This is a genomic window from Dokdonia pacifica (assembly GCF_900188275.1).
GTDB lineage: Bacteria > Bacteroidota > Bacteroidia > Flavobacteriales > Flavobacteriaceae > Dokdonia > Dokdonia pacifica.
On sequence record NZ_FZNY01000003.1, the window covers coordinates 489,064 to 505,607 of the forward strand.

Sequence of the window (16,544 nt, forward strand, 5' to 3'; positions counted from 1 at the left end):
CCATTTCATTCTCCCTCTAGTCGTGAACCTGCCTGCCGGCAGACAGGTCTCACGAGTTCGATTTCGCGAAAGCGTATTCATTCTTTACCATATTACGATCTATGTTATTCATTATGTATATGTTTTATTTACGACTTGGGATCATAATAGTTTGTAATGCTTGTCCTTCAATATGAAGGTTTACAGTTTCTTCTTTAAGTGTTAAGCTAAAATCTCTTGCTTGTGGTTCTTCATTAAAAACAACAACAGCAATAGAGCCATCAGGGTTTTTGGCAGCAGTGACCATAAATTTCTTATCTGCTGTACTCTCAAGAGCAATTACTTTTGCTCCAGGGCGTATGTATTTACTAAAATGCGCCATGGTGTAGTATAGCGGTGTAAAGTATACTTCATCTTTTTCTGGATCTACAATAACGGGTGCTGCACACCAGTTTTTAAACCAGTTTGGACCTCCTTGGGTGTCTAACACCATATTCCAATCTACCCATCCGTCTACCCAATTGTTAAGGCAACCTATGATGTCTCTTGCATATCTGTTTACAGGAGCATATTTAGGGTGTAAGTATTTTTTTTCTTCTTCACGCCAATCATATCCCCAATCTGTAGATTTTTTACTCCAGTACCACATATCGTCTTTCCAAGCGGGAACTTCAGAATCGATACAACCTTCGGTTTCTATTAGTAATTTATTGGGAGCTTTATTGTGTGCGTATTGTAATTCTTCGGGAAATACTTCATAAGTACTTTCATACCAGTGTATCGCAGTGCCATCAAAATATTTTGAAGTTTCTTCGGTAGCATACATAGAGTCTACCCATTCTTTTAAACCTGCTCTATTTTGGTCATATCCTAAAATGATTTTGTCACCATGCCCATCTGTTTCTAGTTTTGGGCCTAAATGGTTTTGTACAAAATTGGTCATCTCATCAGGGGTGTAGTGCATACTTTCCCAATTGTTACCATTTCCATGCGGCTCATTTTCTACTGTGAAGCCCCATATGTCAATACCTTCGGCTTTATATGCGTCTACATATTTTGAAAAGAATAAAGCCCATGTATCGTAATATTTAGGTAATAATTTTCCTCCTACCCACTCGTTGTTATCTTTCATCCATGGGGAAGCTGTCCATGGTGATGCAAAGATTTTAAATCCATCTTCAGATGCAGCCATGGCATCTTTAATCATAGGAATAAGATCCTCTTTGTCTTCTTGAATTGTAAAATGCTCCAGTTCCATATCATCTTCAACTGGAGCGTATGAGTATTGTGATAATGAAAAATCACAAGAGTTCATATGGGTTCTCGTAAGTGAATAATTAGCCCCTTCTTTACTAAAGTAGGCTTGTATAATGGTATCTCTATTTTTCTTGCTTAAACGGTTTAGTAAATAGGCAGAAGATTCTGTAAAAGCTCCTCCAAATCCAGTAATAGTTTGTAATTCTTTTTCTGGAAACAGCGTGATTTTTTCTAAAGTATCAGCTTCAGAAATTGTTTGCACAGCCGTTAATTTATTTCCACTTGCTGAGGTCTCATAGACGTCTACTTGAAGTGTTTTTGATTGTTCTTTTTCTTTAGTGCATGCCATTACGGTAATAACAAGTATAAATAGCGGATATGTTTTAAATAGTTTCATAAGTATTAATTCACTAGTACCTTTCCTTTTTCAGGAGGAGATAACACATCGGTTAGTAATGCTTCTTTATCTCCGTTATAGGTTTTGGTTATTGGATTTCCATTACGTGTTAACCCTTTAAATACCTGTTGATCTACAAGTTTCCAAAGTGCATATTTTGCTTTTCCATCTACTGTAAAAAGACCAAAATGATTTTCTGATCCTCCGCTGTTATGTGCATCTTTCCATGGCTCATCAAAGGCTTCAAAATAGAAGCATGACATTCCATTTTCATTGGTCCAATCACGCATATGCTCATAGTATAGTGCCTCTTTATATTCATCTGTTGCCTTAGATCCATTAGGACCGTATAAGCCATTAGATGCGCTTGCCCATCCGGTTTCGCCAATATGAATAGGCTTATCTATTCCTAAGCTTTTCATATAACTAGCCACGCTATCTGTTTGAGCCATGGCATATTTTTTAGCACGTAACATAGCCACATCAATTTTTTCTAGATGTGTTCGTTCATTTTCATGTCCAAATACACCCCAAAATGCTGGGTTGTAATGTGTGTCATGCATAGGGTAGGTGTGTACAGATAGGTAATCTACTGCTTGTATAAGATCTTCTAATGCTTTGACGTGGTATTGATTTTCTCCACCTCCCCAAGAAGCAAAATTATCTGAACTCGTAATCCACAAGTCTTTTGAAAGTGTCCCTGTTGCTTTAAGATTTTGTAAATGATTTACCCATTTTAAAATAACATCTGGCTGTACATAATAGGAGGTAGCCCATTTGACCATAGCTTCATTACCTACAGCGATTATTTTTACAATATCTGGGTATTGTTGTGCTAATTTTACTGCTCTATCAATTTCGGCAGCATTATCTGGACTTTCTACATTGTGATTTGGTTCCAGTTCAGTCCATGCATTTAGACAATCTATCCAGGCGCCTAACATTACATACATTTCAAAACTAGCGTCTTCTTCTTTAAGCTCTTTAATAGCTTTTAGGATATTAGATGCCTGTGCTAACTGAACATTATAAGTTCTTAATACTTTAATATCCATTGCATGCAGCAATTTCATATCTTCCTTTAACTGTGGTATTGTGGGCTGACTGTCACGAGAAGTCATACGGTATCCACCATAAGAGATGGCTAAATAGTCTGGATTTCCTAATATATCTTTAGCAGTCACTTTTTTTATTGTTTGTTCTTTTGGTGTTTCAGGGGCTTTCATATCTTCTTTACAAGACCATCCACAAAAAGATAGAAGCAATCCAACTATGATGTGTTTTATATTTTTCATGGGTTCTTGTATTATTTTATATTTCTTATTAAAAGTATGTTGCTTTTATACGCTTTCGCGAAAGCGTATACATGCTATTTTAAATAGTTGTTAGTTACCGATACGTGTATTTGAACAATATCTCCTGTACGGCTAAATACTTGCTTACTTATGTTGTTATCTAAATGCAATGCATCAAAAGTTTGAGAAGTCCCTTCTTTTGAGCGTACTTCTATACATGCTTTTTCTGAAATGGTATAGATCACTGGTATTTGACAATAGGTAAAGCAAATAGCGTCTTTAGGGATATGAATCGTTTGTTTTTTAAGGTTTATATCTATATAATCAAATGATTGGGATGTATTTAAAAATTCTGATTTACGAAGCATATATGGACTAAATTGAAGTTTTCCATCATTCACAAAAACACCTAATTCTCCAAAACGACTTAGAATATCTTCTTTTACTTGCCCAGTCATTCCTGGTTGTTGTGCTCCTTTACCTGCGGGTGTATGGGAATAAGGATCTGTTGGGAAAGCTCCATATAGTTTTGGCGATTTATGTACACCAATACCTTCATTTATTTCATAGTAATGCTCTAATAATCTACCAATAGTTTCATCGCTTTCCTGCTCTCTAATAGCTTTTAAACAACATTCTTGCGCAGCTAGTAGTAATTTGGAAACCATATGCCAGTAGATAGAACCTAAGCCTTCATACCCAAAGAAGGTTCCTGATCTTCCAGTAAATGCTTTGTGGTTAAACACAAGCTCATAAGTATCTAATAAGAACTGACGTTCTTTAGCGACGAGTCCTTGATAGCTTGCGTCTAAGGTATCTAATGCTTCATTTAATCTCTTTGCATTATTAAAATTACCATTGAAGTGATACGTACCTTTGATGTCTTTCTGCACTATCTGAACATTATCATGATCAAGAAGTTGTTGCAAAAGCTTTGATTCGCTTATTGCTTTTTCAGGAATTTGATTTTTATCTAAAAACTTCGCTAATTCTTTGTTAGGGTAGAGGAGATAGCTGTATTGATCTTCTCTGAATAGTGCACTACTTTTTAAAGCGTCTAGTACCTCTAGATTTTCTTTTGAACTAAGGTATCCAGAACTTAATACGCTTACTTGACCTTCTAACATTTCTTCTAAATAACTCACCGCAATTTCATGATCTCCCTTTACAGTCATCAAATTATATGCGTGGTATAAGTTATCTTCTCGTTTATTTGCATCTATGGTATGTTCTATATACGATAGACTTGTTGTGATAAAATCAGAAATATTTTGTAATGAAATAGTTTCTTTTTTACCAGAAAATGTGTTTTTATATATCTGTGTTCTATAGGTGCTAGCAGCAGTACCTAAACCATCCAGAATAGTCTTACGATTTGTATCAGAAATAGTTTCGTTTAATAAATCTCTATGTGTACTAAGTGTGTAGGTTATACCTGTATAAAACTCGTGTAACTCTTTAGATATTTTAGTTTCTTCGATATCTGCATTTGCTATGATATTCCCAAAAAAGTGAAGGAATCTTCTTAGGTAATATAAGGTTACCATAGAAACCCCATTTCCTACAAGTGCATTATTAGCATCGTTCCATTCTGGACGTTGTGTATTTAACCAAATACCAGCTTCTGGAATGAAATTGGATATTTTAGCCAATACTGTTGCCAATATTTTCTCGATAAGATTCACATTGTAGATTTCATTATCTGTGGTATGTAATAGGGCACCATCTACACCTACAATAGCTCTTCTTTTGTTGATCTTATCATCAAGATCAAAATCAAAATCAATAGTATCTTTTGGGTTTTTTAGTATTTCTGTATACTCTTTTATGATATATGGGACATTTGCATATACAAAGAGATCTTTATCAAAATAACTAGCAAGCTTCCCCGGATGATGGTCTTCTATAATCTCTAAAAACTTTTGTAAGTAAATGATCTGATGGTCACCCCAATATCCAATATAAGCCCAAGGATTATCTTCTTCTATAGTTTCCCAATCAAAACCACCTTTTGTAACACGGTACGGATTGTATCCATCAAAGGTAGTCGCATTCAGAAACTTATGAATCATACTCTCAATAAAATCAGGGTAAGCGAGTGATAATGCTTCCCAGTTTTGAAAAATATCTCTCCAGTTTCCTTCGTAATCTAGTATTTTAGAACCATCTACTTCACTACGTGTGTTAATTGAAAACTTATTCCAAGGTCTACTTGGATCTCCATGCCTTCTACTAAATTTTAATGGCATGTATTCTAAGCATAATCTTTTAAAATGTGGATCATCACTTTGAGCAGCTATATCTTTTAAGAAGCCAAGTGAGAATTGATCAGGTAAAGCTTCTATTGTTGTTTTTTCTTTTTCAAAAACAGTGATGTTTGCTTTTGTGATATAGGTTTTAAAATCCCACTTTTCTATTTGATAATTATGATCAAAAATACCTCCTCTCATGATATTGAAGAGTGTATTTGAAAAATGACGTGTATTTCTGAGTTTATTGTCACTGAGTTGCATTCCATCTGATGCACCCGCTAATTCTAAAAGGTGTGTTGTTCCTTGATCAATATCTTTTTGTACTAACTCCATAAGGTTAGGAGTTGTTTTTATTTTTTCAGAAATCTCAGTGATAGAGCTTATGGTATGGTTTACATCGGCAATGAGTATCCATTCTTTTTTTCCTTTATTCTGAAGTTCAATATCTGTAGATACAAAATAGGCACCTCTTTCTGCTTTTACATCTGTTTCTTGATGAATAGTTTCTCCTCGTCTAAATGATTCTAATTGGAGAGAAGATACAAGGTAGGTAGGGTTGTCTATACCTAAAGACCAAATAATATTACTTTTTAATGCTTCGCTTGGCTCTGCTTTATCAACAATAATGGCACTAAGAGCATATAAACCAACACCAGAATCTTCTATGAGCTCGTTACGCTTATAGGCATCTACTAGGTTACTACTTGCTTTTTGTAAATCTTCACCTACACCATATGGAACAATGTTTTGTAAACCATCTAACAGTGTTACTTTTACAGATGTTTCCTGATTGTTTATGAGTGTAGATTTTTTGACAAAGCCATAGGTATCGCTAGAACTCCATTGGTATCTATAGGTAAGTCCTAAATCTGTATTATGTTCTTCAAAAATAACTTTGTTTCCATACGTGTTTTTATATAGGTTTCTAGTAATATCATACACCCCTTTGTATTTATTAGAAAAGGGTTCCCATAAAAACACCTTGTCATCCTTTTGTACTTTAAGCAACGTTTTGCTGCCAGTTACATCTGCAGATTCGGTAATTTTATCATCTGTATAATAGGGAAATAATGAATTATCTGAATCCTTCCTACCAGCAGATAAACCTCCATTACTAGCTATGAACATCCAATGATTTGAATTGCTAATGATACTCATAAAAAAGGGTCTCATTTGATCACTGTTTGATATCTTATAATATACTTCGTTATCAAATTTGAGTAGCTCTCCTTTAATTTCATGATCATTAAAAGCGGCTTGTTTATTTCCTATATAAATAGATTGTTTTGTCATCTGTGATTTTCACGTTAATGGCTCTTATAGAGAGCTCATTATTATTAACAAATAGTATTGTATCTGAAACACTAGATATAATAGTATTTTATTTTAGGGATGTCACCGTATTTTCTATAGCATCAAACTACTTGATAGTTTTTTGTTTGATGCTATAGAACCTACTATGTTGTTATTTTGTTATAAATCTTGATTAGTTTGCTATCTCGTATATACGCACATAGTCTACAATCATTTGTTGAGGTAAAGGAGTAGAGTCTACTGGAAAGCCTACAAAAGTTCCACCTACTGCAACATTTAATAGAATAAAGAATGGTTGATCATCAAAAACCCAGTCGGCACCATTAGGAATATCATCCTTAGTGATTCTATTAAAACGAATACCATCAATAAAGTAGTCTATAAAATCAGGACTCCATTCGATAGCAAATTCATGAAATTCTGTATCAAAACGCTCATCTTCTAGATCTAACTCACCAGAGATAGCACCTCCTCCAGAATATCCTGGCCCGTGTATACTTCCGATAGTTCTGAAAGGCTCTTGACCTCTCATTTCAGTAACATCTATTTCACCAACAAATGGCCATGCAATGGTAGCTGGGTCATCATCTGGTTCTGTTTCTATATTACTTCCTAGCATCCAGAAAGCTGGCCAAACACCACGCCCTCCTGGCATTTGAATTCTTGCTTCAAAACGACCATATTGTTGTTCTACTTTATCTCTAGTGTTTATTCTAGCAGATGTAAAAGCTGATCCTTGAAAATTTTCTCTACGCGCCGTAATAACCATATTTCCTTGACCATCTAAGGATACATTTTCTGGACGATCTGTATAATATTGAAGCTCTTGATTTCCCCAACCGTTTTGTCCAGTACCTATATCAAAATTCCAAAATTCTGAATTAATAGCTGCTCCTGCTTCTCCATTAAAGTCATCTTCAAATACGAGATTAAGATTTGTGAGACCAATAGAGCTTCCTTCATCGTCATTACAACTTAGCATAGCTATAGCTATAAAAGCGAAGGCAATACTTTTTGAGATTACATTTTTTATTTTCATTTTTCTTTTTTTAGTGAGTAACAAAAGATATAGGATCATATAGTACAGTTAGGTGTTGCCTAAGTACGCTTTCGCGAAAGCGTATCATGAAGCTATATCTTCTATCACTTTATTAAATAATTTTATGTCTTTAATTTTGTACTAGTGATACATTATCAATTACTAGTACACCAGTATCTGCTCCCATGTCAAATAATACACGTCCATCTGTAGTGGTAAAATCAGCTGTAAGCTCAAGGGTAAATGTTTGAGTGGTTTCGGTTACGGTGACTTCCATACTTTGGTTTGTAAATGGTGCGACAAAGAGTCCTATACCTGCAATCATGGTTCGACTACCAGTAGCTGCATCTGTAGAAGCATCAAAAGTTAATGTAAAGGTCTCTCCAGAATTAATTATCAATCCTCTTTGGCTAAGATTCACAGCAAAAGGATCACCAGCTGTAGCAACATCTACAAAGTTAAAGCTGTTACCTCCATCGGTTTGTACATTAAATCCATTTCCTTCCCATACAGTCATTCCTTGTTCGAAGTCTCCATTAGTCAATTCGTTATCACCTCCGCCGCCTCCGCCGCCGTCATTTAATTCTAGAATAACATTATCAATAACTAAAACACCAGTATCTGCTCCCATGTCAAATAGCACGCGACTATCTGTAGAAGTGAAATTTGCTGTAAGTTCTATAGTAAATGTTTGTGTTACATCTGTCACAGTAACTTCCATCGCTTGATTTGTGAAAGGAGCTTCAAAAAGACCTATTCCTGCAATCATAGTACGACTACCAGTTGCAGCATCTGTAGAAGCATCAAAAGTTAATGTAAAGGTGTCACCATCTGAAATATCTAACCCTCTTTGACTTAAGTTTACAGCAAATGGATCACCAGCTGTAGCAACATCTACAAAGTTAAAGCTGTTACCTCCATCGGTTTGTACGTTAAATCCATTTCCTTCCCATACAGTCATTCCTTGTTCGAAGTCTCCATTGATCAGCAAATTGTCGCCACCGCCACCTCCGCCGCCATCGCCGTCGGTTAATTGAATGTCATCCATAAAGTATACAGAATCATCTCCTGGAGTTCCGTTATTATATATAAGCACCATTCTATTATAACTTGTAGCAGGGTTTGTTGTTCCTGTATAATCAAAAGTAAGTTCTTGCCATTGGTTAGAAACCGTAGTAGTAGCCGTAGCTGAAACTTGAGATGCTTGCCCAATAGCTCCATCTTCAAACCCTAACAATACTGTAGTACCTGCTTCTGGAGCAAATACTAATGCAGTGACTTGCTCTGATCCTGAGAAATCTACTGAAACATCTAAATCCATAATCATTCCAGCAAAAGTTTCTGATCCTGTTACTTTTTGTGTACGTAAGACATTGTTACTGTTATTTAAACCTCCTACTTGAGGATTTGCAGCTACTGCTGAAGGAGCCCCTCCAAATTCTACAGGGTTATAGGCTAGGGTTGAAGATTCAAAACCTATAGGAAGCATTATTTCTGTATTTGCAGAGTCATCTACATTACCAGATGCGTCTACATCCATAAATGTGATTGATCCATCGGCTTCAAGACCGTTTAATGTAGCACTTATAATTGAAGAACCTGAATCACTTAGTACTGATACAACACCTAATTCATCTACAGTAGCAACAGATTCATTAGAAGAAATATAATCAAAATAAGCTGCTGTTGTTGTAAGACTCTGTAAAACACCAGAAGGTAAGTTATAAGTAGCAGATGTTCCATCTATAGTAATTGTACTTCCCGCTGATGCTGCTGTTACTTGATCTGCTCCATTCAATATTTGAGCACTCTCTAGTATAATAGTATTTAAGTTTTCAAACTTTACTTCATCTATCCATAATTGGTATGAGCTTCCGTCGTCTGCTGCTTCTGCTATCCAAAGCATTCCTCTTTCTTGTGTAAGTCTCGCCGAATTAGGAATTGGGATAAAATATTTCTGCCATGCAGTTCCTACTTGGATACCATTTACTTGTGTTCTAAACGTTTCTCCTTCGAAGGTTAATCCAAATCCTATTTGATTTATGGTTTCTCCTTTTGAAGCTCTTGCATAAAACGTTAATACATTATAATCGGTTAAATTTCTACCTACGCCTGTAGTGAATACCCCTCCTGCAAAACCTCCTTCTGGATCATTTGTGTTAGGAATATCAAATCGCATAGCTAGATCACCTTGGAATGTAATATCTGAATCTACATCAAATGCAGTTACTTTAGAAGTTCCAAAGGCTGCGTATTGTAGACCAGCACTAAATGAATCTATGAATACATCTGCTATATTTGGAAAAGTAGCTTCTGGTAAGTTCTCGTCATCTGGCTGACAACCATAATTAAAAACTAAAAATAGAGTAGCTATTAAGTAGCTTAATTTTTTTGTTGTGAATATCTTCTTCATGACTTTTTATTTTCCAATGTTAATGTGTAAATATGTTCTAATTTCCCATTCATTTCCGTTAGGGAATCCCATGTCAATTGGGTCTTGAAATTGAAATCTCGGAGAGAAATTATCTAAAGAACGCCAAGTATAACGAATACCAATACGTGTGTTTGGAAGAATAAACCAATCTGGTTTACCTACTGTAGTAGAAAGGTCTACTTTAAATTGAAATGGGAATGTAAGGTTAAAATCTCTATGGAAATCAAAAGGTCCCCAATCATCTATTTTTACTTCGGTCATTAATTTAAGTTTGTTATAAATCACACGTACATCAGTACCATATCTATAAATAACTCTATCATCACTTCCGTTTGCTTGACCATTACCTCCAAAGAAATTAGCAATAAACCCAAAATCTGGAGTAAATTTAGAAACCACTCTACCATTTATCTCCCATAAATCTTGTGCAGATGGTGCAGAGTCAAATGCAACAGGAGCACGGCTATTACCAAAGAATCCAATAGCTGCATCTTGTGTAGTTGGAAGGTGACGGTATACAAAACCTAAACTTGCAGCAAATGGAGCATCTTCAGCTCTGTCATTATCCCATTCATAAAACCATGATCCAGGAGTAGGATCGTAGGTTAATAGTATTTCTCCTGCGGTAGTTCTTCTATTTGCTCTTACAACAAATGGATCTGCAAGAATGTTTCTAGCTCTAGCAGGAGCAGGTGATCCTAATGGAATTGGATCAACTAAAGGCTCTTGCCATAAGAAGTTAGGCGCAATTTGTAAATCTCCTATAGTATATGTGAAACCCGTTAAGAAATTATATTGATTACCGCTTCCACTATCTTTTAATCTCCATCCTGTGAATGTTTTAGTATAATCTGCACCTCCACCAGCTACAAGTCCTTGTGCAGCAGCTTGAGCATACCAGTTGAATCTACCACCAGTATATTTAATTTTCACTTTACCTCCCCAATTATCATCAGAATCGATAGTGTTAACAAGAACATTCGTATTTCCATTTTCATCATTCTGAACAATTTGATATTCTCTTCCATTTAAAGGTTGACCACCCCAAATAGCACCTAATTCTACATCAAACTTACCAAATTTACGTTCTGCATATCCAGTAAATCTTCGAGTTCTTGGTTGAGGAATTGCTCCTGATGTAACACCAGCTCCTCCTTGTTGAGCAATATCTTCGTGAAAGATACCTGCTACTTTATATTTTCCTAATTGCTTCTCATATTTTACAAGAACAGCAGGATTGGCTCCCCACCATAATTCTGGACCAAATGCAACTTTAAGTCCTTTAAATTCTTTCTTTCCTTCAAATTCAAAACCAAAAGGAGCTAACCCATTATATAAATCTATATTAGGTCCGTAATTTGCTTCAGGATATAATCCGAAGAAATCGCCTTCATATCCCCAGTGATAATGACCTGTACGGTAGAAACCTTTTACATTGGCATATTTTGTGTTCCAATCAAATTCAGCCTGGTATATTTGAACTCTATTATTGTCTGTAATAGGTACAATTCCATTATCAGTCTCAACATTTATTGGTCGTCCTCTATTTTCAAAGAAAATTTCGTCAATAGGATTTCTTGCAACATTTCCTAAAATGTTGGTGATAACGTTTGCTTTTAATCCTGGCATTGGACTTGCTTCTACACCAATGTAGTATGACTCCATATTGTCAAATCCTAATTGATCAGGAAATACGTTAGCATTAGGATCTCTATCGTCTGGAGTGGTTATACGCTTACCTCCTGTATTAAATGTGGTAAATTCAGCTCTTAATGAACTTATTTTTATTTTACTTCCTCCTGAACTTCCAGAGGCAGCTTTATCACCACGAGCTCTTAATACCGCATCGATGAGTTGAATATTATTAAAGTGATTATCAACAGAGACAGCAGTTGTTCCTAATGCATAAGGATTCAATTGATGTGCTTCTTTTAATGCATAATATGCAGCTCTAGGGTATAATGTATAAAGTCCTTTAGCATTTGTAGGCCCTTTTGCACAGATACCAAACCACTCTTCATTCATATTGTTTTCTCCTTCTACAAAATCGAATTCGTATCCACCATTATCCCAAGAGGCATTATTATCATGGGTGTCTAGGTTTGTAGTTTGACCATATTTCCACCAGCCATCACTAAATTGAAAAGTGAATCCACCTAATGAATTTTCTGCTTTACCTAAACCAGCAGCATTTGCATAAATCTCTTTCCAATTTCCAACCATATAATATGCTTGGGCTTTTTGGTCTTCCTGATTTTGAACAGCATTAAAAGCATCTGATCCAAATTCAGTAAATAAGATTGGTTTTCCAAACTCATTTTTCACTCTTTCAAAAGCATCACCAAAAGAAACGCCTCGGTACATGTTTGTACCATAAATATCAATGTCTTTACATTCTTCTGCTACAATATCTAAGAAAAGTAAATCTCCATTACAAATTGCAATAGGTTGCGAAGTGATAATTTTTTTCATTTCGATAGTCGCTTCATTAAAGAGCTTATACATAGCTCTAGCTCTAGGTTTAATTCGACTATCTTCTTCTGGAATATCTTCTGTTTCAGCTCCATCCCAAAAAAGACCGTAGTTATTTTCATTACCTAATAGAAACATTAATATCCCAGGAGTATCTTTAAATTCTCGGGCCATTGCGGTAGTCTCTTTGATTAGAAGCTCTTTTACACGAGGATCTGCATAATCAGTAATAGGTTGCCATGCTCCATCTATTGTAAGGCCATAACGTCCAAATGAATGATTAATCATGGTATAAATACCATAATTTTCATAAATGTATTGAACCCATTTGGGTTTCACGCCTACATATTGTCTTATGGCATTTACCCCCATGTTTTTAAGGAGTGACATCTCTGCATCTAACGCTTCCTTTATAATATCATCAGATTGATTCCAGAATTGATAGGATGTTGTTGCTACGGTTTGACCAATTGGAATATAATCCCAATTCATACCATTAATCATAAACTTTTGCCCGTCTACTAATAATTTCGTGCCGTCACTAGCATTTTCCAGAGTTACTTTATTAGCTTGAGCAACTAATGATGTTGTGGCAAGAAATAGAAATAGTCTTAATAAATAATGTTTCATTGAATCATTGGTTTTAGTAAGTATGTATACATCATTTTGAGATAATGATGAATTTTAATCTTATGTGTCTAGTAAATATAGAATTATGAATTGTGAATAACATTAAATATAAATGCACAAAAACTATACATTTCGCTAATTTGAATGTGTTTTATTGAGAATTTGATGTTTTTAGCCTGTTATTATTAAGAATATGGATATTTGAGAGATTGTTTTTTTAACATTAAAAAATTGTTGAAATACTGCTATGTTATGTTAATTTTATGTTAATGTTGTATTAATGTTGTAGTGATTTTATTTCTTGTATAGGCATTGCTCTTGTAAGATGTAGGCAAAAAGTATCATCATTAACTATTTTTTAAGATAAATAGGGTTTGTTTATATGATTAAGAAGATCTAATCTTTTAAGTTTTCATTAAAGTAAAAAACATTTAAAATGACCAAGTATATTATACGTATAAGTTTTTTACTATTTTCCTTTGCTTTCGCGAAAGCTCAAGAACTACCACCCGTTGTAAATTATCTACCTAGTATATATGATGCTGATAATCAGAACTGGATGCTTACTCAAGGTCCAGAAAAAACAATATATGTAGCTAATAATAGGGGTTTATTAGCTTTTAATGGTGCACAATGGGATTTGTACCCTTCTCCAAATAGGACTATTCTCAGAGGTGTTAAGGCTGTTTCAGATAAGGTGTATACTGGCGCCTATATGGATTTTGGTGTTTGGGAAAAGGATGTTTATGGTGTTTTACAATATACTTCTATTGTTACTAGTCTAAAAATAGAAATGATAGAAGATGAGCATATTTGGAATATAGAAAGCTATGGGCAATATGTTCTTTTTCAATCTTTAAACCGTATTTATATTTATGATACTGTTGGGAATCAAATTCAAATGATTACTCCTGATAAACAAATTACACGTTTGTTTTTGGTAGATGATGATTTGCTTTTTCAGGTTAAAGGAGAAGGACTATATACGATACAGAAAGGACAACCTATTCTTTTTAGTGCTGACCCTGTACTTTTTCAAGAGCGTTTAATCAACCTCTTTCGAATAGATGGAGAATTGATAGGGATTACAGCAAACAATGGGTTTTATACTATAGATAAACAACAAGTAGTCCCTTGGGATGTATTAAGTAATGAGTCTATAAAAGAGTATACTATTTATAGCGCTCTTCAACGTAAAAATAAATCTATTGTATTAGGAACTATTGAAAATGGGATTGTTCAACTTTCAAAAGAAGGAACGTTTCAATATCAAATTAAACAAGGAAATGGTTTAAATAATAATACGGCACTTGCATTATTAGAAGATAAAGATGAAAATTTATGGATAGGTTTAGATGCTGGAATTGATTGTATAAATAGTCAAAGCCCTTTTCATCAATACATTGATGTAAGTGGTGAGTTAGGTACTATATATGCCTCTGCGATAGTAAATGGATATTTGTATTTAGGAACAAATCAAGGATTATTTTATAAACCAGAAGCATCACAATCTGATTTTATAAGAATGCCCGGCACTGAAGGGCAAGTTTGGAGTTTAAGAGTTATAGATGGTGTTCTTTTTTGCGGACATAATAATGGAACATATCTTATAGAAGGTATAAAACCACAATTGATTGCTACTATTGAAGGTACATGGGATATCAAGAAAATACCAGGCTATGATAACTTTCTTTTGCAAGGTAATTATGACGGATTGTATGTTTTAGAATACATTAACTCCGGTTGGCGTGTCAGAAATAAAATTAAAAATTTTGTAAACTCATCTAAACATTTTGAAATTATAGATGGAAATAGAATTCTTGTTAATCATGAATATAAAGGAGTTTTTGAAATAAAAGTAGATCCTATGTATAAAGATGCCGAAGAGGTATTTAAACATACCTCTATTAACATAGGAGAGCATTCAAGTTTATCTAGATTGGATGAAACTGTTTTTTATGCAAATAAAGAAGGTGTCTTTATATATAATCCAGAAAAACAAGGATTTGTCTTTAATGAAAAGCTTAGTATTATATTTAATGATGATATTTTCGTGACTGGAAAGCTTGTAGAAGACCAAGATAAATTATGGACATTTACAAAAGATAACCTTATTAGTATTGAAAGCGATAAATTGGATGGCGATTATTCAGTAAAAAAAATATCTATCCCAATTAGCTTACGTAATACTGTAGAAGGGTATGAAAGTTTTGTTAACATACGTGAAAATGAATATCTATTAGGAACTTCAAATGGATATATTATAGTAAATACATCTGAAGATGAGAATGAGATTCAAGATTATAAAATAAATCTTAAAACTGTTGCTGTTCATAGTTTAGGCAGTGAACCTCAATTAGTATCTTACAATGATAAAATAGAGCTCTCCTCAAGAGATAATAATATAAGCTTCTCGTATAGTGTTCCTGAGTATGATAAATTTCATACTACAGAATACTCTTATTTATTAGAAGGGTTGTATGATGTATGGAGTCCATGGACTACAAATTCAAGTATACATTTTGATAATTTACCTCATAACTCTTATACCTTTAAAGCTAAGGCTCGTGTAGCTGGAGAAGAGACTAGTAATGAAATACAATATTCTTTTAGTATTGAACGCCCATGGTATTTATCTAATCTTAGTATTGTATTATATGTTATCCTAACGATACTATTATTTATCTTGTTGAATTGGTTTTACAAACGTTACTACAAAAAACAACAAGATCGTGCTCTTGAACGAACAAAAAAAGATATGGAGCTTAAAGCTTTAGAGAGTGAAAAGCAAATTGTAGAATTGAATAACGCTAACTTGAAGCAGGATATAGATGCGCGTAATAGAGAACTAGCGGTTTCTACGATGAACATGGTTAATAAAAATAAAACTCTAAACGCTATCAAAAACGCTTTATTAAAAGCCGAAAAAATCGAAGATATAAATAAAATTGTCTCGTTAGTTGATAAGACTATCGAGAATGAAGAAGATTGGAATTTCTTTGAAGAGGCTTTTAATCACGCCGACAAAGATTTTTTTAGAAAGGTAAAAGAAAAGCATCCTACTTTGACCGCTAATGATTTAAAGTTATGTGTCTATTTAAGGTTAAATATGTCTTCTAAAGAAATTGCACCATTATTAAATATCTCCTCACGTAGTGTTGAAATAAAACGCTACAGACTCCGTAAGAAACTAGATTTATCAAGGGATGTTAATCTAAATGACTACTTCATTAATCTTTAAGTGATACAACATTTAAGTTTTAGAATACAACATTACCACAACAATGGTGTATTTTGTTTAAACTTTTTCTTTTTTTAACATTTCAGAATATTCTTTCTAAAAGCCTGTAAACATAGGCTTTTGTGTAGTTGTATAAAAATCAAAACTATAAACAAAAAATAAAATTGTGTTGTATGTTTTTTGTATAGGTCTTCTTTATGGATTCATCAAAAAATAGCTCTTAAATTTGAGTAA

At 34.1% G+C, this 16,544-nt stretch carries 7 protein-coding genes; 1 reads left to right on the plus strand and 6 read right to left on the minus strand.

Annotated features, from left to right (window positions below; genetic code table 11):
- Window positions 1–124: 124 nt before the first annotated feature.
- The 6 genes from CHB80_RS12350 to CHB80_RS12375 all read right to left on the minus strand — a co-directional run bounded on the left by CHB80_RS12350 (window position 125) and on the right by CHB80_RS12375 (window position 13,069).
- The gene (locus tag CHB80_RS12350) at window positions 125–1,633 is read right to left on the minus strand and encodes a glycoside hydrolase family 30 protein (RefSeq protein ID WP_089371772.1); all 1,509 of its coding nucleotides are present in this window, start codon (window positions 1,631–1,633) and stop codon (window positions 125–127) included.
- A gap of 5 nt (window positions 1,634–1,638) precedes the next feature.
- Window positions 1,639–2,928, minus strand: coding sequence for a glycosyl hydrolase family 17 protein (locus CHB80_RS12355; RefSeq protein WP_089371773.1), 1,290 nt, complete (start codon window positions 2,926–2,928; stop codon window positions 1,639–1,641).
- A gap of 74 nt (window positions 2,929–3,002) precedes the next feature.
- Window positions 3,003–6,473, minus strand: a complete 3,471-nt coding sequence (locus tag CHB80_RS12360) for a hypothetical protein (protein ID WP_089371774.1) — start codon at window positions 6,471–6,473, stop codon at window positions 3,003–3,005.
- A 193-nt stretch (window positions 6,474–6,666) separates the two neighbouring features.
- The gene (locus CHB80_RS12365) at window positions 6,667–7,533 is read right to left on the minus strand and encodes a glycoside hydrolase family 16 protein (RefSeq protein WP_089371775.1); all 867 of its coding nucleotides are present in this window, start codon (window positions 7,531–7,533) and stop codon (window positions 6,667–6,669) included.
- A 130-nt stretch (window positions 7,534–7,663) separates the two neighbouring features.
- On the minus strand, window positions 7,664–9,946 hold the full coding sequence (locus CHB80_RS12370; RefSeq protein ID WP_089371776.1) for a carbohydrate binding domain-containing protein: 2,283 nt from the start codon (window positions 9,944–9,946) through the stop codon (window positions 7,664–7,666).
- A 6-nt stretch (window positions 9,947–9,952) separates the two neighbouring features.
- Window positions 9,953–13,069 (minus strand): glycoside hydrolase family 2 TIM barrel-domain containing protein, encoded by a 3,117-nt coding sequence (locus tag CHB80_RS12375; RefSeq protein ID WP_089371777.1) that lies wholly within the window; start codon window positions 13,067–13,069, stop codon window positions 9,953–9,955.
- A gap of 436 nt (window positions 13,070–13,505) precedes the next feature.
- Between CHB80_RS12375 and CHB80_RS12380 the strand changes: the two genes are divergently transcribed.
- A complete protein-coding gene (locus tag CHB80_RS12380; protein WP_089371778.1) occupies window positions 13,506–16,310 on the plus strand; it encodes a helix-turn-helix and ligand-binding sensor domain-containing protein in 2,805 nt (934 codons plus the stop codon).
- Window positions 16,311–16,544 lie beyond the last annotated feature (234 nt).